The sequence below is a fragment of the Bradyrhizobium forestalis genome (assembly GCF_002795245.1).
In the GTDB taxonomy this organism is placed as follows: Bacteria; Pseudomonadota; Alphaproteobacteria; order Rhizobiales; family Xanthobacteraceae; genus Bradyrhizobium; species Bradyrhizobium forestalis.
This window is the reverse complement of sequence record NZ_PGVG01000018.1, coordinates 1-23,834: the sequence shown is the minus strand read 5'-3', so window position 1 is coordinate 23,834 and position 23,834 is coordinate 1. Positions and strand designations below refer to the sequence as shown.

Here is a 23,834-nt window from a genome sequence, read left to right as displayed (position 1 = left end):
GGTTACTCGCAAGGCCGAGGTGAGCCCAATGGAAGCCCAGAAGATCGCGGTCGACGCCGTCGTCGCGCTGACCGATTGCGACCGCAACGCCGTTATCGCCTTCATCCGCCGGCTCTACCTCGCCGGCGTCACCGATCCCAAGCGCCTGACCTTCAAGGGGCTGCAGGCGCTGTCGCGGGCTTGATTCGGGCCGTTTCAGCCCTTTCGGCCCCAGGTTCCCGAGCGCTCTCCCCAGCGTGATTGCAACCCATCGGTGAATATCTTGTCGGTCGGGCCGGGCCGGAGTAGATGACGTCCCCGGCTGGGTCACTTGGGAACTGGGGAAATGTTGAAACAGCTTTTTGCGCCGCAACTTGTCATTCTTTATGTGCTGGCGGCCTCGACGATTTACGTTCACTTCCGCGGCAAGCAGCGGCTGCGCTTCGCGCGCCAGCTCGGCGATCACTCGACCTATCTCGCGCCCTACAACGTGCTGATGTATGCGGGCTCGGCCGTGCCGAACAGGCCGGTGATCTCGGTCGATCAGTTCCCCGAGCTGAAGCCCCTCAGCGAGAACTGGGAGACCATCCGCGACGAGGCGGTGCGCCTGTTCGACGAAGGCTTCATCCGCGCGGCCGCGAAGAACAACGATTGGGGCTTCTATTCCTTCTTCAAGAGCGGCTGGAAGCGCTTTTACCTGAAATGGTACGACGACTTCCTGCCCTCGGCGCGCACGCTGTGCCCGAAGACGGTGGAGTTGCTCAATTCGATTCCCAGCGTACACGGCGCGATGTTCGCGATGCTGCCGCCGGGCGGCAAGCTGGGCGCGCATCGCGATCCCTTCGCGGGCTCGTTGCGCTATCATCTCGGCCTCGTCACGCCGAATTCGAGCAAGTGCCGGATTCTCGTCGACGGCGTCGAATGCGTCTGGCGCGACGGCGAGGCCTTCATGTTCGACGAGACCTTCATCCACAGCGCCGAGAACGCAACCGACGTCAACCGCATCATCCTGTTCTGCGACGTCGAGCGCCCGATGAAGTTCGGCTTCATGACCGCGATCAATCGCTGGGTCAGTCATCACATCGTCAAGGCGTCGGCGACGCAGAACGTCGACGGCGAGAATGTCGGCGTGCTCAACAAGGTGTTCGGCAAGCTCTACGAGATCCATCTCGCCAGCCGCAAGGTCAAGGAATGGAACCGCAACGTCTACTACACGCTGAAATATTCGCTGACGGCGCTGATCCTCGGCCTCATCGTGCTGTCGGCGTTGTGGTGAATGATCCCGGCAATGGCTTCCCTGCCGAATGCTAACGCGGAGATCACGCAGTTCTTCCGCAACTGGCTGGAGACCTTCGCGGGTTATGTCCGCGAGGTCGACTACGCTTCGGCGCGGCCGCTTTTCCACCCCGAGGTGCTCGCCTTCGGCACCCACAACGACGTCATCCCCGGCCTCGATCAATGGGTCTCGACGCAATGGGACAACGTCTGGCCCAAGACGAGTGACTTTCGTTTCGTCATCGAGCAGGCCTCCGTTCTGGCGTCCGCCGATGGCGCGATGGCGACTGTGATCGCGCCGTGGACGAGCACGGGCTATCACCCTGATGGTAGCGCGTTTCCGCGGCCGGGCCGGGCGACGATGGTGTTTTCAAGAAATGGCGATGGATGGCTGTGCGTGCATTCGCACATGTCGCTCAATCGCGGCGTGCCGCAGGCAAGCCATGCCAACCGGCCGGTGAAGGCCTGGTAGCTCGGCTTGCTCCGCATCCACATGCAAGGGCCCCGGACATGTCCGGGGCCCTTCGATTTGGAAATGTCCTGCAGCTTATTCCGGCTGCCCGATGCTCACCTTCAGCGCGCCGACACCATCGACGCCGCATTCGAGCTTGTCGCCCACCTGGAGCTGCGACACGCCGGCGGGCGTGCCCGTCATGATGATGTCGCCGGCGGCGAGCTTCACCCGCTGCGAGAGCTGCCAGATGATCTCGGGCACGTTCCAGATCAGTTCGGTGAGGTCGCCCTTCTGCGCTTCCTTGCCGTTGACCGTCAGCCAGATCTTGCCCTTGGAGGGATGGCCGATCTTCGAAGCCGGCTGCACCGCGGAGCAGGGCGCCGAATAGTCGAACGACTTGCCGATCTCCCACGGGCGCTCCTTCTTGCGCGAGGCGATCTGGAGGTCGCGGCGGGTGAGGTCGATGCCGACGGCGTAGCCGTAGACGTGATCGAGGGCCTTGTCGGCGGGAATGTTGAGGCCGCCGCTCTTCATCGCGACGATCAGCTCGACCTCGTGATGCAAATCCTTGGTCAGCGGCGGATAGGGGATGGTGGCGCCATCGGGCACCAGCATGTCGGCGTGCTTGGCGAAGAAGAACGGCGGGGCGCGCTCGTCATTGCCCATCTCGCGGATGTGCTCGAGATAGTTGCGACCGACGCACCAGATGCGGCGCACCGGGTAACGGCCGCTCTCGCCGACGACGGGAAGCGAAGCCTGGGGCGGAAGCGGGATGACGTAGGAGGCGGCGTTCATGTAAGGTCTCGGCTGCTCTTGAGGTGAAACGAACTCTATGCGGTTGCGCTGATCGGCGCCAGTGCGCCGGAATCGTGATGTTGCAGGCGGAAGAACGAGGCATAGCGCCCGCCGCGGCGCAGGAGCTCGTCATGCCGGCCCTGCTCGACGATCTCGCCGCCCTCGACCACCAGGATGCTGTCCGCGTGCATGATGGTGTGCAGGCGATGCGCGATCACGATGGTGGTGCGGTTCTGGCAGAGATGCTCGATCGCCTCCTGCACCTGCCGCTCGGATTCGGAATCGAGCGCGGCGGTGGCTTCGTCCAACAGGATGATCGGCGCGTTCTTGAGCAGCGCCCGCGCGACCGCAATGCGCTGGCGCTGGCCGCCGGAGAGCTGCGTGCCGTGCTCGCCGACGGGCGTGTCGTAGCCGAGCGGGAAGCCCATGATGAAGTCATGCGCGCAGGCTGCTTTCGCCGCCTCGATGATCTCGTCCTCGCTCGCGCCCGGCTTGCCGAAGGCGATGTTGCTGCGGATGGTGTCGCGGAACAGATAGACGTCCTGGCCGACATAGGCGGTCTGCGCGCGCAGCGATTTGCGCGAGACCGAGGAGATCGACTGGCCGTCGATGACGATGTCGCCCTGCGTCACCTCGTAGAAGCGCAAGAGCAGCGCTAGCACGGTCGACTTGCCGCCGCCGGACGGGCCGACCAGTGCGGTCACTTTGCCCGGCTCGGCCGTGAAGCTCATGCGATTGAGCACGGTCTCGCCCGAGCGATAGGCGAAGCTGACGTCACGCAGCTCGATGCGGGCATCGGAGAGCTTCAGCGCCGGCTTGTCCTCGTCGGACTGCTCGCTCGCGGGGCTGTCGACGACCTCGAGCAGCATGCGCGCGCCGACGAGCTGGCTGTTCAAATCGATGTTGAGCCGTGCCAGCCGCTTGGCGGGCTCGGTCGCCATCAGGAATGCGGTCATGAAGGAGAAGAACGCGCCCGGCGTGGCGTTGAGCGCGACCACTGCGTAGCCGCCGTACATCAGGCAGCCGGCGACGGCGAAGCCGCCGAGCATCTCCATCAGCGGGTTGGAGCGGTTGGCGACGCGGGCCATCTTGTTGGCGTTGCGCTCGACGATCGCGATGTTCTCGTCGATGCGCTTCTGCATGGTGTCTTCGAGCGTGAACGCCTTGACCGTGCGGATGCCTTGCAGCGATTCCTGCATCGTCTCCATGATGTCGGCGGTGCCGGTGAACTGGTTGAAGGCGAGGCCCTTGATGCGCTTCACCAGCTTGCGCAGCACCAGCATCGCCGGCGGCACGGCGACGAGGCCGATGAACGACATCAGCGGATCCTGCCACACCATCACGCCGATCATGGCGAGCAGCATCAACAGGTCGCGCCCGATCGCGTTGACCAGCATGTTGAGGACGTCGGTGATGGATTTCGCGCCGGCCGTCAGGCGCGCCAGGAACTCGGACGAATGCCGCTCGGAGAAGAAACCGACGCTTTCGCGCATTAGTTTCGCGAACAGCTGGCGCTGGTTGGTGGCGAGAATCGCGTTCGAGATCTTGGTCAGGATCACCATGTGGCCGTAGGTCGCCACGCCCTTGATGAACAGCAGGGCGACCGTGATGCCCGAGAACATCGCGATGCCCGGGATGTTCTTGTCGACATAGGCCTGGTTGATGACCTGCCCGAGCACATAGGTCGCAGCAGCGGTCGCGCCGGCGGCGAGTGCCATCAGCGCGAAGGCAACGAGGTAGCGCCGCCAGTAGACGATCCCCTGTTCCGTGATCAGGCGGCGAATCAGGACCGCTGCCGCATAGGGATCGTCGGTGATTTTCTTTGGAAACTGGGCCATCCGGTGTCCATTGACGGCGCAGGACAAAACCTGCCCGCGCGTCAGGGATCGATGGGCCTCTGTGCCCGCTCAAGCCGGGTTTTTCAAGCCCAATTAAGGGCTTGCGCTTGGGATGATTCTAGGCCGAGGCGGCGTGGCGGAGCTCGCCGTGGCGCTCGCGGAACAGCTTGTCCTCCCAGGCCAGCGCATGGGCCGCGATCGTCTCGAGGTCCTCGTATTGCGGCCGCCAGTCGAGCAGGCCGCGGATGCGGCTGGTGTCGGCGACCATGGTCATGATGTCGCCGGGCCGGCGCGGGGCGTATTGCACGGCGAAGCTGCGGCCCGACACGCGGCGCACGGCGTCGATGGTCTCCAGCACCGAATAGCCGCGGCCATAGCCGCAATTGAGCGTGGTCGAGGCGCCGCCATTGCGCAAATAAGCCAGCGACGAGCGATGCGCCTGCGAGAGGTCCGTGACGTGGATGAAGTCGCGGATGCAGCTGCCGTCGGGGGTCGGGTAGTCGGTGCCGAACACGTCGATCTTGGCGCGCTGGCCGGTGGCGGCCTCCACCGCGATCTTGAGCAGATGCGTGGCGCCGACGGTGGCGAGCCCGATGCGCGCCTGCGGATCGGCGCCGGCGACGTTGAAATAGCGCAAGGTCACGTACTGCATGCCGTAGGCGGCGGCGACGTCGTGCAGCATGATCTCGGTCATCAGCTTCGACGAGCCGTAAGGCGACAGCGGCCGCGTCGGCGCGTGCTCGGGCACCGGCACCTGGTCCGGATTGCCGTAGACCGCGGCGGTCGAGGAGAAGATGAAGCGGCCAATGCCGCGCTTGACCGCCACGTTGAGCAGGTTGCGCGCGGTCATGAAATTGTTGCGGTAGTAGCCGAGCGGATCGCGCATCGAATCCGGCACGACGACCGAGCCCGCGAAATGGATGATGCTCTCGATGTCGTGCTGGGCGATCACGCCTTCGAGCAGGTTTTCATCGCCGGCATCGCCGATGAACAGCGGCACGCCTTCGGGCAGATAGGCGGAGAAGCCGGTGGAGAGATCGTCGATCACGACGACGTCCTCGCCGGCTTCCGCCAGCGCCAGGACCGTGTGACTTCCGATATAGCCGGCGCCGCCGGTGACTAGCACAGTCATGATCTCACCCGTCTGCGATCAACGCGCCAAGCTAGCGCTTGCGTGGTGAAGAGGGGGTATCGGCGCGGCTGAACTGGTCACTATGCTTAATGTTGCGTATAGGGACTTTGCGAAACGGAGTGTGACGTGGCGAATTTCCCCGGCGATCTCGACGTGATCGTGCCAAATCTGCACAGGCGCTATTCCGGGGTCACCGCGACCAACCGGATGGTGGCGCCGCGGCTGGCAAGGCTGTATCGCGCCGCCTGGTTCGGCTCGGACGCGCCGGAGGGGATCGCGCGGCTGAGCGTTGCCGATTTTCTGAAATTGTGGGGCCGCAAGCGGCCCGTGATCTGGCATGCGCGCCGCAACAACGAGATGATCGCGGGCGTCGTGCTGCGCGCGCTCGGCTGGCCGCTGAAACTCGTGTTCACCTCGGCGGCGCAGCGGCATCACAGCTGGATCACGCGCTGGCTGATCCGGCGCATGGACGCGATCATCGCGACGTCAGATCTCTCGGCCTCGTTCCTGAAGGTGAAGGCGACAGTGATCCCGCACGGCGTCGACACCGACGTCTATGCGCCGCCGACCGATCGCGCCGCGGCGTTCGCGGAAGCCGCGCTGCCGGGCCGCTACGCGATCGGCTGCTTCGGCCGCGTGCGCGCGCAGAAGGGCACCGATGTGTTCGTCGATGCGATGTGCCGCTTGCTGCCGCGCTATCCCGAGTTCACCGCCGTCATCGTCGGGCAGGTCACGCCCGAGCAGACGCCCTTTGCCAACGACTTGAAGAAGCGCATCGAGGCTGCCGGCCTGCAAGCGCGCATCGTCATCACCGGCGAATTGCCGATCGAGCAGGTGCAGCGCTGGTACCAGCGACTGACGATCTACGCCTTCACCTCGCGCAACGAAGGATTTGGCCTGACGCTGATCGAGGCGATGGCGGCGGGCAGCGCGCTCGTCGCCGCACGTGCCGGCGCGGCCGAGTTGGTGGTCGAGGATGGCGTGAGCGGCATGCTGATCCCGACGGGTGATGCCGAGGCACTGGTCGCCGCGCTCGAGCCGCTGATGCGCGATGTGGCGGCAGCGACCGCGATGGGGGAGCGCGGGCGGGCGCGGGTGCTCGAACGGTTCAGCCTCGATGCGGAAGCGGCGCGGATCGGCGAGGTCTATCGGCCGCTGCTCTAAAGCGGTCTTTTCGCGACCGCCAAGCAAAAAGTGCGAAAACAACCCCATGCACAGTAGACGGGGACAGAAAAATCAATGGCTTGGCGGAGAGCTTCATCCATTGCGGATTTTACGAAATCAATTTGACTCGTCGGGCAAAACAGGTCTAGATATCCACCGTCGCAAGTCCTCCAGGTTTGTGCCGGCCCCCACCTTCAGAGAACTCATCAGGGCGGGAGAAGCCGTCACCCTTGGCATAATTCCACAACTGGGGTGCGGCAAAAAATGCATATCAATCAGTTGATTAAGTCATGAAAGCGGATTTTCCCAGCACTGGCGAGACTAACTGGAGATTAATGCGTTGTCTGGCACTCTGTTTGCTATGCGGTTGCTATGACCGATGAGGACTGGTTTGATGAAGGAAATCGCCGCAAAGGGAACGCCGAAAATGGGCCATCTCGTCGTCGTTCGAGCGACTTGGGATAGCGAAGCATCTGTGTGGACTGCCGAGAGCTCGGACCTTCCGGGGCTCGTCACAGAAGCCGCGAGCCTCGATGAGCTCGATGCCAAGCTGCCCGGCCTCATTCGCGACCTCTTGGAAGATGACGCTGCTGCCGAGGGATATGAAATCCCCGTCGAAGTGATTGCCAGCTTCTCCAAACGGATCAAGATTGGTTCCGCAAAAGAAGCCGCATGAAAAGCTTCACTCCGGAATTGAAACGAATTCTGGAGAAGGATGCTTCCTTGTTCGACATGGGCGTGGCGATCACGAGATTCAGGAAAGCCCCGTTTCAGGTATCCGCTTTACGGTCGATAACAACATCAAATCTCGGCACACAGCGAATGCAGTCCTGAAACAGGCTGGGCTGCCTAAGCATTTTTGAGCGTCCGTTCACGTCATCGCCCTTGCCTCCGCCTCCCTCAGCACCCGCTGCGCAATCTCCACCACGTCCGCCGCCGCAATATCCCGCATGCAGCGGTGGTCGTTCATCTTGCAGATCGTGCTCTGGCAGGGCTGGCACGAGAGCACGCTCTTGTCCTGCACCACGGTCGCAGCGAGGCCGTTGAGGGGGGCCCAGAGGTACGGGCTGGTCGGGCCGAAGATGCCCATGGTGGGGGTGCCGAGCGCGGCCGCGATGTGCATCAGGCCGGAATCGTTGGAGATCGCGACGCCGGCCGCGGCCATGGCCAGCACGCCGTTGCGCAGATCGGTGCCGGTGAGATCGCGCACCCCCGGGCCGCCGGCGGCGACGATCTCCTGGGCAAGGCCCTTTTCGGCGGGGCCGCCGACCACCCAGACCTCGAGCCCGCGCTCGACCAGCAGGCGGGCGGCTTCGGGATAATAGGTCCAGCGCTTGGAGACGCCGACCGAGCCGGGGGCGAGCGCCACGGCGGCGCCGGCGCTGAGGCCAATGGCCTCGCGCCAGCCGGCGATCTCCTCGGCCGGGACGCGCAGCTGCGGCACCGGCCATTCCGGAGGCAGGGGCGCGCCGTCGGGCTGGGCCAGGGCGGCATTCTTGTCGATGAAGCGCGGCAGCTTCTTCTCGCCCCAGCGCCAGCGGTTGAGCAGGCCGAACCGGAACTCGCCGACGAAGCCGACCCGTTCGGGGATACCGGCGAGCGCAGGCGCGATAGCCGCCTTCCAGGTCCGGGGCAGCACCAGGGCGGTGCCGTAGTTCCGTTCCCGAAGGAGCTTTGCCAGGCCGAGCTGCCGGCCCACGGCCAGCCGGCCGCGCGGCAGGTCCCAGATGATTCCCTCGCGCACGCCGGGCATGTAGTCGACCAGCGGGGCGCACAAGGACGTGGTCAGCAGATCGACCGGCCGGTTCGGCCAGCGCTCCTTCAGGACCCGCACCACGGTGTGATTCCGGACGAAATCGCCGATCCACATGTAGGGAATGATCAGAATCGGGCGTGTATCGTCCCGATCTGCATCTCCACTAAATTGCGAATCTTGGTTCATTCGTTAATAGGGCCGAAGGCGAGCTGATGTGGCGGTTCGGTTAGCCGCTCCCGGCCGGGACGTAAAGCAGACAGTGCGCGAGTCCAAAGCGCCTGGCCAAAATGCTTACACTTTCGCGGATGATGCGCTACGGCAGGGTCGGACCTTAAGAAAATTGGGCAGGTAGGTGGAATGTTGCTGGTGACCGGCGGGGCCGGTTTTATCGGATCGAATGTCGTGGCCGCGCTGAACGAGGCCGGCCGCAGCGACGTCGTGGTCTGCGACCTGCTCGGCAACGACGGCAAGTGGCGGAATCTGGCCAAGCGTCAGCTTGTGGATATCGTCCCGCCGGCCGAGCTGCTCGACTGGCTGAAGGGCCGCAAGCTCGACGCGGTGATCCATCTCGGGGCGATCTCCGCGACCACCGCGACCGACGGCGACCTCGTGTTCGAGACGAACTTCCGCATGTCGACGCGCCTGCTGGACTGGTGCACGGCGGGCGCCGTGCCGTTCATCTACGCCTCCTCGGCGGCGACCTATGGCGGCGGCGAGGCCGGCTTTGACGACGACGGTTCGCTGCCGGCATTGAAGAAACTTCGGCCGATGAATCTCTACGGCTGGAGCAAGCACATGTTCGATCTCGCGGTCGCCGGGCGCGTCGCGAACGGCGATCCGCTCCCGCCGCAATGCGTCGGCCTGAAATTCTTCAACGTGTTCGGCCCGAACGAATACCACAAGGGATCGATGATGAGCGTGCTGGCGCGCCGCTTCGACGACGTCAAAGCGGGCCGCGTCGTGCAGCTGTTCAAGTCGCACCGCGAGGGTATCGCCCACGGCGACCAGCGCCGCGATTTCATCTATGTCGACGACGTCGTGCGCGTCATCATGTGGCTCTTGACGACGCCGTCGGTGTCCGGCCTGTTCAATGTCGGCACCGGCAAGGCGCGCAGCTTCAAGGACCTCATGCTGGCCGCCTATGCCGCGCTCGGCACCAGGCCCAACATCGAATACATCGACATGCCCGAGAGCATTCGCGGCGCTTACCAGTACTTCACCCAGAGCGAGGTCGATCGTCCGCTCCGCGCCGGCTATAACGGCGGCTTCACGACGCTCGAGGACGCGGTGAAGGCCTATGTCGGGGATTATCTCGACCGGCCCGATCGCTTTCGCTGAGGCCCTTCAGACCATGCCGACGCCCATTCTCGATTTCGACGCCCTCGCGCAAACGATCGCAGGCCGCACGGTACTCTGCATCGGCGACATCATGTTGGACGAGTTCGTCTATGGCGAGGTGTCGCGGATCTCGCCGGAAGCGCCGGCGCCTGTTATCGCCGCCCAGCGCAGCGAGATACACATCGGTGGCGCCGGCAACGTCGCGCGCAATGTCGCTTCGCTCGGCGCACGCTGCATCTTCGTCGGCCTCGTGGGCGAGGACGAAGCCGGTGCACGGCTCAAGGCGGCGCTCGATGAGCAAGCCGGCGTCGAAAGCGTGCTGGTGTGCGACCCCTCGCGGCCGACCACGCGAAAAGTCCGTTTCGTCTCCGAGCATTTTTCCACGCACATGCTGCGCGCGGATTGGGAGCAGGCGGCGCAGGCTTCCGATGACATCGAAACGAAATTGATCGACGCGATCCTGCCGCAGATCGCGCGCGCCGACATCGTGCTGCTGTCCGACTACGCCAAGGGCGTGCTGACGGCGCGCGTCATCCGCCACACCATCGACGCCGCGCGAAAGCTCGGCAAGCCCGTGATCGTCGATCCCAAGAGCCTGAACTGGGCGATCTATCGCGGCGCCACGCTGCTCACGCCCAACCGCAAGGAATTTTCGGAATCGACCCGCAGCCGCGCCGAGACGGTGCAGAGCATCGTCGAGGCCAGCGAGGACGTGATGCGGCTCGCCGATTGCGAGGCGATCCTGGTCACGCAGGGCGAGCACGGCATGACGCTGGTGCCGCGCAATGGCGGGGCCGTTCACGTTCCGGCTTTCCCGGTGAAGGTGCGCGACGTCTCCGGCGCCGGTGACACCGTCGCCGCCGCCCTCGCGGTATCGCTTGCGGCCGGCGCGGACTGGGATACGGCGCTGCGCGTGGCCAATGCCGCCGCCGCCGTCGCCGTCGGCAAGCAGGGCACCGCCAGCGTCAGCGCGGCCGAGCTGCGACGAAAGATCCTGCCGCATGCCACTCTCGCGGCCGAGGAGAAGATCGTGCTCGATCCTGATACGCTCGATGCGCAGCTCGCCGAATGGAAGAGGCAGGGCCACCGCGTCGGCTTCACCAATGGCTGTTTCGACATCCTCCATCCCGGCCACGTCAAGGTGCTGACCGCGGCGCGCGCCGCCTGCGACCGCCTGATCGTGGGGCTCAACAGCGACGCCTCGGTGCGGCGCCTCAAGGGCGCCGATCGTCCGGTGCAGGACGAGCGCGCGCGTGCCGAGGTGCTCGCCGCGCTGGAAGCCGTCGATCTCGTCGTCATTTTCGCGGAAGACACGCCGATCGACCTGATCACCAGGATCAAGCCCGGCGTGCTGGTGAAGGGCGGTGACTACACCCGCGAACAGGTCGTCGGCCACGAGGTGGTCGAGGCCGCGGGCGGGGTGGTCGTGCTGGTCGACATCCTGCAGGGCTTCAGCACGACGGCCCTGGTGCATCGCGCGCGGGGAGGGAGCAAGTGACGGCGCTCGCACGCGAAACGGCCAGCGAAATGTTGCTTCGCCGTCTGCGCAGCCCCGCTGCCTGGCGCGAGACCGTCGATATATTCGCGGTCCTGACCGCGGCCTCGCTGCCCTGGTCGACCTCGCTTGCCGGGATCTTCAACGCGCTGATGCTGCTCTGCATGGTGCCGTTCCTCGACGTCCGCGCGTTCCTGCAATCATTGAAGCGTCCGATCTGTGTGGCCCCCATCGCGCTGGTCCTGCTCGCGCTGGTGGGGACACTCTGGTCGGATGCGGCCTGGGGCGCGCGCTTCTATGCGGTCAATCCGACCGTCAAGCTGCTGGTGCTGCCGGTCCTGCTCTATCATTTCGAGCGCTCGCCGCGCGGCCACTGGATATTCATCGCCTTCCTGGTGTCCTGCGCCCTGTTGTCGGTGATGTCCTGGCTGGTCGCCTTCTACCCGAACCTCGCGCTCAAGACCGATCCGGCCGAACGCGGCATCTTCGTCAAGAACTACATCGACCAGAGCCAGGAATTCACGCTTTGCGCGGTCGCGCTTGCCTATCCGATCGTGATGCTGGTGCGCGAGAAGCGCTACTGGTTCGCCGGGCTGCTTGCGGCGCTGGCGCTGAGCTTCTTCATCAATATGGCGTTCGTGGTGGTGTCACGCACCGCGCTCGTCACCGTTCCGATCATGTTCGGCGTGTTCGCGCTGCTTCACCTCAAATGGCGCAGTATCGCACTCATCTCCGCTGCTTTGCTCGTCGGCGCCGTTCTCGCCTGGCAGGCCTCGCCGCAATTGCGCCATACCGCCGAGAGGTTCTCCGACGACTACACGCGTTACATGGAAAAGGGCGAGCCGACCTCGGCGGGCCTGCGGCTCGAATTCTGGCGGAAGTCGCTCGGCTTCTTCGCGGAGGCGCCGATCGTGGGGCACGGCACCGGCTCGACGCGCGGATTGTTCGAACGCGCCGCGACGCCCGCCGGCCAGTATCAGGCGTCGGCCGAGGTGATCGGCAATCCGCATAATCAGACGCTGAACGTTGCCGTGCAATGGGGCGTGATCGGCATCGCCATTCTCTACGCGATCTGGATATTGCATCTCCGGTTGTTTCGCGGCGACGGGCTTGCCAACTGGATCGGGCTCCTGGTCGTGGTGCAGAACGTCTTCACCTCGCTGTTCAACTCGCATCTGTTCGACTTCCACGAGGGCTGGATGTACGTCATCGGCGTCGGCGTCGCCGGCGGCATGGTGATCCGGGCACAACAGGTCGAGGCGAAGATGGGGGAAGCCGGTTCCTGAGCGGTCGCGCGGCTGGCAAGTCTGGTCCAGATGGGCTATCAGCGCGGTCAGGTTGCATCTAACTGGGTTTTCATCGGTCGGCGGATGACGCGTCTTTCGCATCTCACCTTGCGCAATTTGATGATCGCGCTCCACGACCTGCTGGCGACCACGGCAGCGCTTTTTGCCGCCTTCTATCTGCGCTTCGAGGGTGGCGACTACTTCTACGACCGCCTGCCGCTGCTGTTCCAGATCCTGCCCTACTTCCTCGCCTTCAGCGTGGTGGTGTTCTTCGTCTTTAACCTGACCACGACGAAATGGCGCTTCATCTCGCTGCCTGACGCGCTGAACATCATCCGCGTCGCGACCGTGCTGACGGTCGCCCTGCTCGTGCTCGACTACATCTTTGTTGCCCCCAACGTCCGCGGCGCCTTTTTCCTCGGCAAGGTGACGATCGTCCTCTACTGGTTCCTCGAGATCTCCTTCCTCAGCGCGCTGCGCATGGCCTACCGCTACTTCCGCTATACGCGGGTGCGCCGTCATGCGAGGACCGATCATGCCGCGCCGACGCTGCTGATCGGCCGCGCCGCGGATGCCGAGGTGCTGCTGCGCGGGATCGAGAGCGGGGCGATCAAGCGCATCTGGCCGGTCGGCGTGCTGTCGCCGTCGAGCTCCGACCGCGGCCAGTTCATCCGCAACGTGCCGGTGCTGGGCGGCATCGACGACGTCGAGGACGTCGTCGCGGACTTTGCCAAGCGCAACAAGCCGATCGCGCGCCTCGTCATGACGCCGTCGGCATTCGAGCCGGAAGCCCATCCGGAATCGATCCTGATGCGGGCGCGCAAGCTGGGCGTGATCGTCAACCGGATGCCCTCGCTGGAGAGCGGCGACACGCCGCGGCTCACGGCCGTCGCGGTCGAGGACCTCCTGCTGCGGCCGAGCGAGAGGATCGACTATGCGCGCCTGGAAGCGCTGATCAACGGCAAGGCGGTGATCGTCACCGGTGGCGGCGGCTCGATCGGCTCGGAGATCTGCGAGCGCGTCGTCGCCTTCGGCGCCGCGCGGCTCCTGATCGTGGAAAACTCGGAGCCGGCGCTCTACGCGGTCACGGAGGCGCTGGCCGCGCAGGGCGCGGCAGCCGAGATCGCAGGGCGGATCGCCGACATTCGCGATCGCGAGCGCATCACGCGCCTGATGGCGGAGTTCAAGCCGGACATCGTGTTCCACGCCGCGGCGCTCAAGCACGTCCCGATCCTCGAGCGCGACTGGAGCGAAGGCGTCAAGACCAACATCTTCGGCTCGATCAACGTTGCGGATGCTGCCGTGGCGGCCGGCGCCGAGGCGATGGTGATGATCTCGACCGACAAGGCGATCGAGCCGGTGTCGATGCTCGGCCTGACCAAGCGCTTCGCCGAGATGTACTGCCAGGCGCTGGATCACGACCTCGCCGCCGGGGCGCGCGGGGCCAAGCCGCCGATGCGGCTGATCTCGGTCCGGTTCGGCAACGTGCTGGCCTCGAACGGCTCGGTGGTGCCGAAGTTCAAGGCCCAGATCGAGGCCGGCGGCCCGGTGACCGTGACGCATCCCGACATGGTCCGCTACTTCATGACTATCCGCGAGGCCTGCGATCTCGTCATCACCGCGGCCACGCACGCGCTCGGAACGCAGCGTCCCGACGTCTCGGTCTACGTGCTCAACATGGGCCAGCCGGTGAAGATCGTCGATCTCGCCGAGCGCATGATCCGCTTGTCCGGACTGCAACCCGGCTACGACATCGAGATCGTGTTCACCGGCATGCGGCCGGGCGAACGCCTGCACGAGATCCTGTTCGCCTCGGAGGAGCCGACTCGCGAGATCGGTGTCGCCGGGATCATGGCCGCGCAGCCGAACGAACCGCCGATGCAGACGCTGCGCAAATGGATCGCGGCGCTGGAGCAGGCGATCGCGCGCGACGATCGCGCCACCATCAGGACCATCCTGAAAGACGCGGTGCCCGAATTCGGGTCGACCGCGGCCTGATCATGCAGCCTTCCGGCAAGATCGTCGTCGCGAGCCAGCATTACCCGCCTGACCCGAGCACGACGGCGGCGATCATGGCCGAGATCGCCTGCCGTCTTGCCACCGAGCACGAGGTCGTCGTGCTCTCGGGCTCGCCGGGCGCGTTGCCGGCCGCGCAGACCGGTCCGGGCAAGCCGCGCGTCGTTGCGATCAGGAACCGCATGGCGGGCAAGGCGGCGCTGGTGCGGCGCGGCGCGTCAGAGCTCCTGTTCGCGGCGCGCACGTTCTTCGCATTGGTGCGGGAGCTGAGGCGAGGGGACGTCGTGCTCACGGTCACCGCGCCGTTCATGCTGCCCTACGCGGTGGCGGCGGCAGCCAGGGTCAAGGGCGCGCGCTCGGCGCTGATCATGCACGACCTCTTTCCCGACGTGCTGGTGATGGCGGGCCTCTTGAAGCCCGGCTCGTTCGTGACGCTGATGATGCGCGCCGCCAACAGCCTGATGTTCCGCGCGCTCAATGCCGTCATCACCATCGGCCGAGACGCGGAGCGGCCGCTGCTCAGCTATTCCGGGATGAGGCGGAGCAAGATCCGCTTCATCCCGAACTGGGCCACGCTCGTGCCCGCGCCGCGGCCGGTCACGTCGGACAATCCGTTCCGAAAGGCTATTCCCGCGCGCTTCATCGTCGGCCTGTCGGGCAATCTCGGCTTCACCCATGATCCCGAGATCGTGTTCGAAGCGGCGCGGCTTCTGAAGGACGAGGCGGACATTCACTTCCTGCTGTCCGGCTGGGGCATCGGCTTCGAGCGGCTGAAGCAGTTGCAGGCGGCGGCGAACCTGTCCAATGTCTCCTTTGTCGGCCGCGTCGCGGATTCCGAGCTTGAAGCGTTTCTGGCTTCCGCCGATCTCTGGATCATTCCGTACCGGAAGAACGTTGCGGGAGTGTCGGTGCCGAGCCGGTTCTATAATCTGCTGGCGGTCGGCCGTCCCGTGGTGCTGGTGTCCGAGCCGGAGGCCGAGGCCGCGTTGACGGTCGTGGAAAGCAGGCTCGGCTGGGTCGTGCCACCGGGCCGTGCCGACCGGCTCGCCGAAGCGATCCGCGCCGCGTTCCGTTCCGACGACGACACCATCGCGGCGCGTGCGGTGAAGGCGGCGTCGCGGTTCGACAGGACGACCGCGATGAACGCCTATGCCGCGCTGATCGACGAATTGTTGCGCAACCCGGACCTTTCGGAGCAGCGATGAGCGAGCGTAAACCGGTCGTGCTGGTGACGGGAGCGAGCGGCTTCGTCGGCCGTCATCTCGTGCCGGCGCTCGAGGGCGGGGGATGGTCGGTCCGCCGCGCGGTCCGCAGCCCGGAAGGCGTCGACGGCGAGGTCGTGATCGAGACGATCGGTCCCGAGACCGACTGGCAGGCCGCGCTGGAAGGCGTCGACGCCGTCGTCCATCTCGCCGCGCGCGTGCACCACAAGCACGAGGAGCACGCAGTCCAGCTCTACCGCAACGTCAACATCGCCGGCACGCTGCATCTGGCGCGCTCGGCGGCGACGGCCGGCGTGCGCCAATTCGTCTTCATCAGCACCGTTCTCGTTCACGGCCGCAGCAATGAAGGCCGCGCGCCGTTCAGCGAAAACGACATCCTGACGCCGCGCGGCCTCTACGGCATGTCCAAGGCCGCGGCCGAGGCAGGCCTGAGGACGCTGGCGCGCGACAGCGACATCAAGATCTCGGTGATCAGGCCGCCGCTGGTCTATGGCGCGGGTGCCAAGGGCAATTTCGCGCTGCTGACGCGCGCGGTGAGCCTGGGGCTGCCGCTGCCCTTTGCGGCGATCAGCAATCAGCGCGCCTTCCTTGCCGTGCAGAACCTGACGTCGTTCATCCTGCGCCGGCTCAGCCATCCCGATCCCGCCAGCAATTTCGAGATCTTCCTGGTGGCCGACAAGGAACAGGTCTCGACGCCCGAATTCATCAGGCGCCTGGCCATTGCGTCCGGCAAGAGCCCGCATCTGTTCGGCATGCCGCCGGGCCTGCTCTCGACGCTGCTCAGCGTGATGGGCCGGCAGGATACGCATGACAGCCTGATCGGCTCGCTCGAGCTCAACATCTCCAAGGCGCTCGCGACCGGCTGGCAGCCGGAGGTCTCGCTCGACGAGGGGCTGCGGCGCGCGCTGGAGGCTCAGGACGCCTGAGCGCGAGAGAAACGCCGCAGCACGAGGGCGACCGCTCCCGCCCCAGCGAACAAGGCGACGATCGTGATCGTCATCGACCCGGCGCGAACGGTGGCGATGGCGAGCAATGCCAGCACGAGATTGAGCGCGAATGCCTCGCCGACCACCCGCTTGACCGTGAATCCGTTGTCGGTTGCACGCTGATAAAAGTGGGTGCGATGTGCCGACCAGAACGGTTCACGCCTGATGATGCGCCGAAACAGCGTGATGGTGGAATCTGCAAGATAATAGGCGGGCAACAGCAGCGCCGCAGCCGGCTGTCCCCGATAGGCGAGCTCCAGCAGGCACCAGCCGAGCAGGAGGCCGATCGGCAGGCTGCCGACATCGCCCAGGAAGACTCTTGCGACGGGACGGTTGAACGGCGCAAAGCCGAGCATGGCGCCGCACAGCGCGGCGGCGATCAGCACGGCCGGCCATGGGAGATCCCCGAGCATTCCCAGCAGCAGCAGCGCAGCGGTGACCGGCACGACTTCCGCCACCGTCATCAGGTCGAGCCCGTCCATGAAATTGACGAGGTTCACGAACCAGACTCCGGCAAGGATGATGAGGCCGCGCTCCAGCGCAAGCGGCAGCGCCGGCACGATGCGCGCGGTCTCGGGCGCGGTGAACACCACGGCGCCGACGCAGGCTGCCTGAAGCACCAGCCGTACCAGCACCGGCAGCGACACGATGTCGTCGGCGAAGCCGACCAGCGCGATCACGACCGTCGCGGCGACCAGCGCCGGCGGGATCGCGACATTGGCCGAGGCCCCCCAGAACGAGGCGACGAGCAGAGTCGCGGCGATCACCGCGATGCCCGCGCCCTGCGGGGTCGGGATGCGGTGTGAGGACCGCGCATTCGGCCGCGCCAGTGCGTAGCGCTGGAGCAGGGGGCGGCTGGTCCAGGTGACGAGCGCCGAGATCAGCGCGGCGACCGCAGCGGCAAGCAGCAAGGGCGCGCCGGCGAGCGCCTCGGCGGCCGAGCTCACTCCGGCACTCCGATCGGGGCCGACCCTTGCGCGGCTTTCTCCGCGCTGAGGATCCAGACCAGGCCGCCGAATGCGCCGACAATGAAGAACACGGCGCCGAACAGCAGCGAGACGTTGACGCCCTCGTTGGCGGCAAGCCCGGCGAAACCGAACGCGAGGCCCATCGTGGCCTCACGCACGCCCCAGCCGGCGATCGAGATCGGCATCATCGTGATCAGCATCACCGGCGGCACGAGCAGAAAGACGTCGCTGAAGCGAACCGGTGCCGCAATCGACTGCACGACGCACCAGGCGATGACGACGGCCAGCACGTGAATGAGGATCGACAGGATTGCGATGACGGGGCCGCGGGTGCGGCTGAAGATGACGCGATTGGCGATGACGGCGCAGGCGTGAATGTGATGCGTCGCCCACCAGGTCTTCAGCCAGCGCCATTTCAGCGCGCCGAAAATCAGGAAGCCGACGCCGCCGGCGAGCGCCAGGAGGTCGACGAGCAGCAGCGCCGAGCGCCCGTGCGGATCGGTGATGAGGGTGTAGCTCCAGGGCAGGCTCGCGACGATCACGATCGCGAGCGCGATGAGGCCGATCGCGCGGTCGACGAAGATCGAGTAGGTCGCCGCACGCCAGCCGGCGCCGGCGCGCGCGACCAGCCACAGCCGGACCGCATCGCCGCCGATCGCGGACGGCAGGGTCTGGTTGAAGAACGAGCCGATCACGTTGTAGCGCATGGCGCGGTCGAGCCCGAGCGGCGCGCCGCAGACGGCGCTGATCTCGCGCCAGCGCAGCGCGCCGATGAAGATCTGCAGGAACGTGACCGCGATCGCCACGCCGATCCAGAACAGGCTGGTCACGGTGAAGCGCGAAAACAGTTCGGACAGGTCGACCTTGCGCAGCGCCAGGTAGAGCAGCGCCGCGGAAATCAGGATTTTGGCCGTCGACAGCAGGATTCGGCGCATCTCGCTCGCATGAACAGGGTTTGCGAAGATTTGAGGCAACCCGACGCGAGGCGCCGAATTCGGCCGCTTTGGTATGGTCTTGGCGCCGATCTTGCAATAGCCGTCGTTAAGGGCGTCATGAACAAGCCCCCGCGCGAAACAGGGAGCCTATTGCGACCCCATCAAGCTGGCGGCTAAACAGGATCGGGCAAGGGATCCCGGGGAACAGGATGACGGATCAGGCGATTTTGGTCACGGGTGCCGCCGGCTTCATCGGCTTTCACGTCGCCCGGCAGCTCCTGGGCGAAGGCCATGCCGTCGTCGGGCTCGACAATCTCAACAGCTATTACGATCCGGCGCTGAAGAAAGCGCGCCTTGCGCTGCTCAGGGGCGAGCCCCGCTTCTCTTTCGTCGAGGCCGATCTCGCCGACCGCGGGACGATGGCGGCGCTGTTTGCGCGACATCGTTTTGCCAAAGTCGTGCATCTCGCGGCGCAAGCCGGCGTGCGCTACTCGATCGAGCAGCCGCACGCCTACGCCGATTCCAATCTTGTGGGCTTTCTCAACGTGCTGGAGGGCTGCCGCAACAACGGCTGTCGTCATCTCGTCTACGCCTCGTCATCCTCCGTTTACGGCGCCAACACAAAACTGCCATTTGCGGTTGCGGACCGCACCGATCATCCCGTGAGCTTCTATGCAGCGACCAAGAAGGCGAACGAGGTGATGGCGCAGTCCTACAGCCATCTCTATCGCCTGCCGGTCACGGGGCTGCGCTTCTTTACCATTTACGGCCCGTGGGGCCGGCCCGACATGGCCATGTTCCTGTTCGTGAACGCCATCATGGCGGGCAAGCCGATCCGGCTCTTTAACCATGGCAAGATGCGCCGGGACTTCACCTATATCGATGATGTGACCCGTGTCGTATCCAGGCTGATCGATCTCGTGCCTGCGAACGATCCGTCTGCCGCAAATGCGCCGTTTAAGCTCTACAATGTCGGCAATCATCATCCGGAGGAACTGATGCACGTCGTCGGTCTTCTGGAGCGGGAGCTGGGCCGGACGGCGATCAAAGAATTGCTGCCGATGCAGCCGGGAGATGTGCTGGAAACGTTCGCGGATGTCGAGGATTTGATGCGCGACACCGGCTTTGCACCGTCAACGCCGATCGAGCATGGGGTCCATAATTTCGTCACCTGGTATCGGGACTACTTCAAGGTTTGAGATCACGATGGACAAACGCATAATCCCCCTGATCATGTGCGGCGGTGCCGGCACGCGGCTGTGGCCGGCCTCGCGCGAGGTGCGCCCCAAGCAATTCCTGCCGCTGTTCGGCACGCGCTCGACCTTCCAGGACACGCTGCTGCGCGTGTCCGATCCCTCACTGTTCGATCGACCTGTGATCATCACCAATGCGTCCTATCGCTTCATGGTGCTGGAGCAGCTCGCCGAGATCGGCATCGAGGCCGACGTGATCCTCGAGCCGATGCGGCGCGATTCCGGCCCTGCGATCGCCGCAGGCGCAGTGTTCGCGCAGAACCGCGCCAGTGAAGCGATCGTGCTCGCGCTCGCCGCCGATCACGTGGTGCAGGACAATGCCGCCTTCGTCGCCGCCTGCCGCGAGGGCCTTGCGGCCGCGAATGCCGGGCGCATCGTCACCTTCGGCGTCAAGCCGGAGCGGCCGGCGACCGAATACGGCTACATCAATCCGGGTGAGGTGATTTCCGGCGAGGTGCATGCGGTGGCGCGCTTCGTCGAGAAGCCGGACGCGGTGAAGGCCTCCGACTACGTCAATTCGGGCTATCTCTGGAATAGCGGCAACTTCATGTTCCCGGCCGCCGTGCTGCTCGACGAATATCGCAGGGTCGATGCGGGAAGCGTCGAGGCCATCACGAACGCCGTCAACAATGCCGGCCGCGATCTCGGCTTCGTCACGCTGGAGCCCGAGGCGTTCGGCGCGGCGAAGGCGATCTCGATCGACTATGCCGTGATGGAGAAGACCGCGCGCGCCGCCGTCGTGCCGGTGTCGTGCGGCTGGTCCGATGTCGGCTCCTGGCTCGCGGTGTGGGAGCTGTCCGAGAAGGACACGCACGGCAACGCCGCACACGGCACCGCCGTGTTCGAGGATTCCCGCAACTGCAACGTCACCACCGATTCAGCGCTGGTCGCGCTCGAAGGCGTCGACGATCTCGTCGTGGTCGCCACCGCGGACGCGATCCTGGTCTCGCGGCAGAAGGATGCCAACGGGCTGAAGCGTCTGGTGACGAAGTTGAAGGCGGTCGCGCCGAAGGTCACCGAGGAGCATTTGAAGGTGCACCGGCCCTGGGGCAGTTATCAATCCGTCGACAATGGCGAGCGTCACCAGGTCAAGCGCATCGTGGTGAAGCCGGGCGGCCGGCTGTCGCTGCAGAAGCATCACCATCGTGCCGAGCACTGGATCGTGGTGCGGGGCACCGCCCAGGTCACCGTCAACGAGGCCGTGAAAACGGTGCATGAGAACGAGTCCATCTACATCCCGATGGGCGCCGTCCACCGGATGGAGAATCCCGGCAAGATCCAGCTGGAGCTGATCGAGGTCCAGACCGGCTCTTATCTCGGGGAAGACGACATCATCCGGATTGAAGACGACTATCAAAGGTCGTAACCAGCAAACTCCGAATCACGCGATCCGGGCCGAGAAGCGGTATCTTTTTCGGCTTAAGGCCCGGGGAACGTGTAACTTTTTGAATCAAATCGTGTCCGGCCCGCAAGGGCGGCATTCGCCACAAATGTGGCGTCCGTGCTAGAAGCGGCCCGGGGATTTGCGTTGAATCGGGGTTTGCTCAGATGAGTTCCAAAGGGTCTGCACCGGCAAAGGCCGGCTTGCGCGTCGGCGTCATTGGTGCCGGCGTGATGGGCAGCAACCATGCGCGCGTGCTTAGCGGCCTGCCTGGCGTCAACCTCGTTGGCGTCGTCGATCCCTCGCCGGCGCATCGCACGCGGGCGACGGAACTCGCCGATTGCGAAAGCTTCGAGACGCTCGACCAGCTCTTCGCCGCGGGCGTCGATGCCGTCACCATCGCTGCGCCGACCCATCTGCATCACGAGATCGCGCTCGCTTGCATCGCCAAGAACATCCACGTGCTGGTCGAGAAGCCGATTGCCTCGACGGTGGAGGAGGGGCACGAGATCGTCGCCGCTGCGCGAGAGGCCGGCGTCACGCTGATGATCGGCCACGTCGAGCGCTTCAATCCGGCGGTCGCCGCGGTCAAGCAGGCGATCGCGGGCGAGGACATTCTCTCCATCGCGATCACGCGCGTCGGCCCGTTCCCGCCGCGCATGTCCAATGTCGGCGTCGTCATCGACCTCGCCGTGCACGATATCGATTTGATCCGCTGGTTCACCGAATCCGACATCGTCGAGGTGCAGCCGCAATTGTCGAGCGCGGTGGCCGAGCGCGAGGACATCGCGCTGTTGCAGTTCCGCACCGCCAACGGCGTGCTTGCCCACATCAACACCAATTGGCTGACGCCGTTCAAGGCGCGCAGCGTCACGGTCGCCACGCGCGACAAATACGTGATGGGCGACCTGCTCACGCGCCAGGTCACCGAGTGCTTCGGCTTCAAGCCGGATGGCAGCTATTCGATGCGGCATCTGCCGGTCGGCCATGACGAGCCGCTCCGCGCCGAGCTGATCGCGTTCCTCAAGGCCGTGCGTAACGGCGAGACGCCGGCGGTGACCGGCGACGAAGGCGTCGCCAGCCTCGAGATCGCGACGCAGTGCCTGGAGACGCCGTCGCGCCCCGCCGCCGCGGCGCCCGCCCGCAAGGCTCCGCGCCGCGTCGCCGGCTGATCTCTTTTCCATGCCGACCACTCAAGAAGGCGCCAAGAACCAGACTATGAACCAGCATCTGCGTTCCGAACCCATTCCCTTCATCGACGTTGCCTCGCAGCGCCGCCGGCTCGGCGCCTCGCTCGATGCCGCCGTCAAGCGCGTGCTCGACCATTGCCAGTTCGTCAATGGACCCGAAGTCTTCGAGCTCGAGAAGCAGCTGGCGGCCTACGCTGGCGCCAAGCACGTCATCGGCTGCGCCAGCGGCACCGACGCTATCCTGATGGTGATGATGGCGAAGAATGTCGGGCCCGGCGATGCCGTGCTGTGTCCGTCCTTCACCTTCATCGCGACCGCCTCGCCGGTGGCGCGGACCGGTGCGACGCCTGTCTATGTCGACGTCGATGAGACGACCTTCAACATGAGCCCGGAGTCGCTGAGGCGCGGCATCGCGACCGCCCGCAAGGCCGGCCTCAAGCCGGTCGCGGTGATTCCGGTCGATTTGTTCGGCCAGCCCGCCGATCACGACGCCATCGCCGAGATCGCCAGGGACGAAGGCCTGTTCGTGCTCGACGACGCCGCGCAAGGGTTTGGCGCGAGCTACAAGGGCCGCAAGCTCGGCACGCTTGGGCACGCCACGGCGACCAGCTTCTTCCCGGCAAAGCCGCTCGGCTGCTTCGGCGACGGCGGCGCAATCTTCACCGATGACGACGAGCTCGCGGCCACGCTGCGCAGCATCCGCGTGCACGGGCAGGGCGTCGACAAATACGACAACGTCCGCCTCGGCCTCACCGGCCGGCTCGACACCATGCAGGCCGCGGTCCTGATCGAGAAGCTGAAGATTTTTGACGACGAGATCGCCGCCCGCAACAAGGTGGCCGAGCGCTACGCGCGCGGCCTGTCCAACGTCGTCACCGTGCCGCGCCTCGCGCCCGGCAACACCTCGGTCTGGGCGCAGTACACGATCCGCCTGCCCAAAGGCACCGATCGCGACGGCTTCGCCGCCGCGCTGAAGGCCCAGGGCGTGCCGACCGCGATCTATTACGGCAAGTCGATGCATCAGCAGACCGCCTACAAGCACTACCCGGTCGCCGAGGGCGGATTGCCTGCTTGCGAGAGCCTGTCGCAGGACGTCATCAGCCTGCCGATGCACGCTTATTTGACTGAAGCCGACCAGGAACGAATCATCGCCGCCGTGCAAGGCGCGCTCGCGGGCTGATTTGTTCACCTCTCCCGCAAGCGAGAGCTTTGCACAAAGGCGAATCAGCGATTCCATAGGGCCTAGGTTCGGAGGGGGCTCGGGATGGCATATCGACAGGTTGGGCAACCGAGTTTTGCGGACGCGCTGGTGTCGCGGCGAGGAAAAGGGAGCCCGGTGCTGAGGCGGATTTGCGAGCTGGTCGACTGGG

Annotated in this window: 21 protein-coding genes and 1 pseudogene; 16 read left to right on the top strand and 6 right to left on the bottom strand. The window is 65.3% G+C overall.

Going from position 1 to position 23,834, the window contains the following annotated elements; translation table 11 throughout:
• Positions 1-28: 28 nt before the first annotated feature.
• The 3 genes from CVM73_RS40425 (at position 29) to CVM73_RS21260 (ending at position 1,726) form a co-directional block, all read left to right on the top strand.
• The gene (locus tag CVM73_RS40425) at positions 29-184 is read left to right on the top strand and encodes a hypothetical protein (RefSeq protein ID WP_167406967.1); all 156 of its coding nucleotides are present in this window, start codon (positions 29-31) and stop codon (positions 182-184) included.
• Positions 185-325: 141 nt separating this feature from the next.
• Entirely contained in the window at positions 326-1,255 is a 930-nt protein-coding gene (locus tag CVM73_RS21265) for an aspartyl/asparaginyl beta-hydroxylase domain-containing protein (protein WP_100233828.1), read from the top strand.
• Positions 1,256-1,267: 12 nt separating this feature from the next.
• Positions 1,268-1,726 carry a YybH family protein gene (locus CVM73_RS21260; protein WP_100233923.1) on the top strand — a complete coding sequence of 153 codons (459 nt, stop codon included), beginning with the start codon at positions 1,268-1,270 and terminating at the stop codon, positions 1,724-1,726.
• A gap of 75 nt (positions 1,727-1,801) precedes the next feature.
• Here the strand turns inward: CVM73_RS21260 and CVM73_RS21255 are convergent, their stop codons facing one another.
• The 3 genes from CVM73_RS21255 to galE all read right to left on the bottom strand — a co-directional run bounded on the left by CVM73_RS21255 (position 1,802) and on the right by galE (position 5,473).
• Positions 1,802-2,503, bottom strand: a complete 702-nt coding sequence (locus tag CVM73_RS21255; RefSeq protein WP_100233827.1) for a fumarylacetoacetate hydrolase family protein — start codon at positions 2,501-2,503, stop codon at positions 1,802-1,804.
• A 35-nt stretch (positions 2,504-2,538) separates the two neighbouring features.
• Positions 2,539-4,341 carry an ABC transporter ATP-binding protein gene (locus tag CVM73_RS21250; RefSeq protein WP_100233826.1) on the bottom strand — a complete coding sequence of 601 codons (1,803 nt, stop codon included), beginning with the start codon at positions 4,339-4,341 and terminating at the stop codon, positions 2,539-2,541.
• A gap of 118 nt (positions 4,342-4,459) precedes the next feature.
• Complete coding sequence (gene galE / locus CVM73_RS21245) at positions 4,460-5,473, bottom strand: UDP-glucose 4-epimerase GalE (protein ID WP_100233825.1); 1,014 nt, start codon at positions 5,471-5,473, stop codon at positions 4,460-4,462.
• Between the two features lie 126 nt (positions 5,474-5,599).
• Between galE and CVM73_RS21240 the strand changes: the two genes are divergently transcribed.
• The 3 genes and pseudogenes from CVM73_RS21240 (at position 5,600) to CVM73_RS41130 (ending at position 7,500) form a co-directional block, all read left to right on the top strand.
• Positions 5,600-6,637, top strand: a complete 1,038-nt coding sequence (locus CVM73_RS21240) for a glycosyltransferase family 4 protein (protein ID WP_100233824.1) — start codon at positions 5,600-5,602, stop codon at positions 6,635-6,637.
• Between the two features lie 394 nt (positions 6,638-7,031).
• Complete coding sequence (locus tag CVM73_RS21235) at positions 7,032-7,313, top strand: DUF1902 domain-containing protein (protein WP_100233922.1); 282 nt, start codon at positions 7,032-7,034, stop codon at positions 7,311-7,313.
• Positions 7,310-7,500, top strand: a pseudogene (locus tag CVM73_RS41130) (type II toxin-antitoxin system HicA family toxin). Before CVM73_RS21235 ends, CVM73_RS41130 begins: the two are co-directional and overlap by 4 nt.
• An 8-nt stretch (positions 7,501-7,508) precedes the next feature.
• Here CVM73_RS41130 and waaF read toward each other — a convergent pair.
• Positions 7,509-8,579 carry a lipopolysaccharide heptosyltransferase II gene (gene waaF, locus CVM73_RS21225; protein WP_100233823.1) on the bottom strand — a complete coding sequence of 357 codons (1,071 nt, stop codon included), beginning with the start codon at positions 8,577-8,579 and terminating at the stop codon, positions 7,509-7,511.
• A 171-nt stretch (positions 8,580-8,750) separates the two neighbouring features.
• On the opposite strand from waaF, the gene rfaD reads away from it, so the two are divergent.
• The 6 genes from rfaD to CVM73_RS21195 all read left to right on the top strand — a co-directional run bounded on the left by rfaD (position 8,751) and on the right by CVM73_RS21195 (position 16,677).
• Positions 8,751-9,731 carry an ADP-glyceromanno-heptose 6-epimerase gene (gene rfaD, locus CVM73_RS21220; protein WP_100233822.1) on the top strand — a complete coding sequence of 327 codons (981 nt, stop codon included), beginning with the start codon at positions 8,751-8,753 and terminating at the stop codon, positions 9,729-9,731.
• 13 nt (positions 9,732-9,744) lie between these two features.
• Positions 9,745-11,229, top strand: coding sequence for a D-glycero-beta-D-manno-heptose-7-phosphate kinase (rfaE1, locus tag CVM73_RS21215; RefSeq protein ID WP_100233821.1), 1,485 nt, complete (start codon positions 9,745-9,747; stop codon positions 11,227-11,229).
• Complete coding sequence (locus CVM73_RS21210) at positions 11,226-12,512, top strand: O-antigen ligase family protein (RefSeq protein WP_100233820.1); 1,287 nt, start codon at positions 11,226-11,228, stop codon at positions 12,510-12,512. The genes rfaE1 and CVM73_RS21210 overlap by 4 nt, the downstream gene beginning before the upstream one ends.
• A gap of 84 nt (positions 12,513-12,596) precedes the next feature.
• Positions 12,597-14,510 carry an SDR family NAD(P)-dependent oxidoreductase gene (locus tag CVM73_RS21205; RefSeq protein ID WP_167406966.1) on the top strand — a complete coding sequence of 638 codons (1,914 nt, stop codon included), beginning with the start codon at positions 12,597-12,599 and terminating at the stop codon, positions 14,508-14,510.
• Between the two features lie 2 nt (positions 14,511-14,512).
• On the top strand, positions 14,513-15,733 hold the full coding sequence (locus CVM73_RS21200; protein WP_167406965.1) for a glycosyltransferase family 4 protein: 1,221 nt from the start codon (positions 14,513-14,515) through the stop codon (positions 15,731-15,733).
• Positions 15,730-16,677: an NAD-dependent epimerase/dehydratase family protein gene (locus CVM73_RS21195; RefSeq protein ID WP_100233817.1), complete on the top strand. Its 948-nt coding sequence runs from the start codon at positions 15,730-15,732 to the stop codon at positions 16,675-16,677. Before CVM73_RS21200 ends, CVM73_RS21195 begins: the two co-directional genes overlap by 4 nt.
• On the opposite strand, the gene CVM73_RS21190 is transcribed toward CVM73_RS21195, so the two are convergent.
• Together CVM73_RS21190 and CVM73_RS21185 are read right to left on the bottom strand one after the other, a co-directional pair.
• Positions 16,665-17,684 carry an MraY family glycosyltransferase gene (locus CVM73_RS21190; protein ID WP_100233816.1) on the bottom strand — a complete coding sequence of 340 codons (1,020 nt, stop codon included), beginning with the start codon at positions 17,682-17,684 and terminating at the stop codon, positions 16,665-16,667. The genes CVM73_RS21195 and CVM73_RS21190 overlap by 13 nt on opposite strands.
• Entirely contained in the window at positions 17,681-18,640 is a 960-nt protein-coding gene (locus CVM73_RS21185; RefSeq protein ID WP_100233815.1) for a lysylphosphatidylglycerol synthase transmembrane domain-containing protein, read from the bottom strand. Before CVM73_RS21185 ends, CVM73_RS21190 begins: the two co-directional genes overlap by 4 nt.
• 209 nt (positions 18,641-18,849) lie before the next feature.
• On the opposite strand from CVM73_RS21185, the gene CVM73_RS21180 reads away from it, so the two are divergent.
• The 4 genes from CVM73_RS21180 (at position 18,850) to CVM73_RS21165 (ending at position 23,644) form a co-directional block, all read left to right on the top strand.
• Complete coding sequence (locus CVM73_RS21180; RefSeq protein ID WP_100233814.1) at positions 18,850-19,839, top strand: NAD-dependent epimerase; 990 nt, start codon at positions 18,850-18,852, stop codon at positions 19,837-19,839.
• A gap of 7 nt (positions 19,840-19,846) precedes the next feature.
• Positions 19,847-21,259: a mannose-1-phosphate guanylyltransferase/mannose-6-phosphate isomerase gene (locus CVM73_RS21175; protein ID WP_167406964.1), complete on the top strand. Its 1,413-nt coding sequence runs from the start codon at positions 19,847-19,849 to the stop codon at positions 21,257-21,259.
• A 182-nt stretch (positions 21,260-21,441) separates the two neighbouring features.
• Complete coding sequence (locus tag CVM73_RS21170; protein WP_100233813.1) at positions 21,442-22,446, top strand: Gfo/Idh/MocA family protein; 1,005 nt, start codon at positions 21,442-21,444, stop codon at positions 22,444-22,446.
• A gap of 10 nt (positions 22,447-22,456) precedes the next feature.
• Positions 22,457-23,644, top strand: a complete 1,188-nt coding sequence (locus CVM73_RS21165; protein WP_283809934.1) for a DegT/DnrJ/EryC1/StrS family aminotransferase — start codon at positions 22,457-22,459, stop codon at positions 23,642-23,644.
• The last annotated feature ends 190 nt before the right edge of the window (positions 23,645-23,834 follow it).

Excerpts from the sequence above, each read along its gene's own strand:
- CVM73_RS40425 (WP_167406967.1), top strand. The coding sequence starts at position 29 with ATGGAAGCCCAGAAGATCGCGGTCGACGCCGTCGTCGCGCTGACCGAT.
- CVM73_RS21265 (WP_100233828.1), top strand. The coding sequence starts at position 326 with ATGTTGAAACAGCTTTTTGCGCCGCAACTTGTCATTCTTTATGTGCTG.
- CVM73_RS21260 (WP_100233923.1), top strand. The coding sequence starts at position 1,268 with ATGGCTTCCCTGCCGAATGCTAACGCGGAGATCACGCAGTTCTTCCGC.
- CVM73_RS21255 (WP_100233827.1), bottom strand. The coding sequence starts at position 2,503 with ATGAACGCCGCCTCCTACGTCATCCCGCTTCCGCCCCAGGCTTCGCTT.
- CVM73_RS21250 (WP_100233826.1), bottom strand. The coding sequence starts at position 4,341 with ATGGCCCAGTTTCCAAAGAAAATCACCGACGATCCCTATGCGGCAGCG.
- galE (WP_100233825.1), bottom strand. The coding sequence starts at position 5,473 with ATGACTGTGCTAGTCACCGGCGGCGCCGGCTATATCGGAAGTCACACG.
- CVM73_RS21235 (WP_100233922.1), top strand. The coding sequence starts at position 7,032 with ATGAAGGAAATCGCCGCAAAGGGAACGCCGAAAATGGGCCATCTCGTC.
- waaF (WP_100233823.1), bottom strand. The coding sequence starts at position 8,579 with ATGAACCAAGATTCGCAATTTAGTGGAGATGCAGATCGGGACGATACA.
- rfaD (WP_100233822.1), top strand. The coding sequence starts at position 8,751 with ATGTTGCTGGTGACCGGCGGGGCCGGTTTTATCGGATCGAATGTCGTG.
- rfaE1 (WP_100233821.1), top strand. The coding sequence starts at position 9,745 with ATGCCGACGCCCATTCTCGATTTCGACGCCCTCGCGCAAACGATCGCA.
- CVM73_RS21205 (WP_167406966.1), top strand. The coding sequence starts at position 12,597 with ATGACGCGTCTTTCGCATCTCACCTTGCGCAATTTGATGATCGCGCTC.
- CVM73_RS21200 (WP_167406965.1), top strand. The coding sequence starts at position 14,513 with ATGCAGCCTTCCGGCAAGATCGTCGTCGCGAGCCAGCATTACCCGCCT.
- CVM73_RS21195 (WP_100233817.1), top strand. The coding sequence starts at position 15,730 with ATGAGCGAGCGTAAACCGGTCGTGCTGGTGACGGGAGCGAGCGGCTTC.
- CVM73_RS21185 (WP_100233815.1), bottom strand. The coding sequence starts at position 18,640 with ATGCGCCGAATCCTGCTGTCGACGGCCAAAATCCTGATTTCCGCGGCG.
- CVM73_RS21180 (WP_100233814.1), top strand. The coding sequence starts at position 18,850 with ATGACGGATCAGGCGATTTTGGTCACGGGTGCCGCCGGCTTCATCGGC.
- CVM73_RS21175 (WP_167406964.1), top strand. The coding sequence starts at position 19,847 with ATGGACAAACGCATAATCCCCCTGATCATGTGCGGCGGTGCCGGCACG.
- CVM73_RS21170 (WP_100233813.1), top strand. The coding sequence starts at position 21,442 with ATGAGTTCCAAAGGGTCTGCACCGGCAAAGGCCGGCTTGCGCGTCGGC.
- CVM73_RS21165 (WP_283809934.1), top strand. The coding sequence starts at position 22,457 with ATGCCGACCACTCAAGAAGGCGCCAAGAACCAGACTATGAACCAGCAT.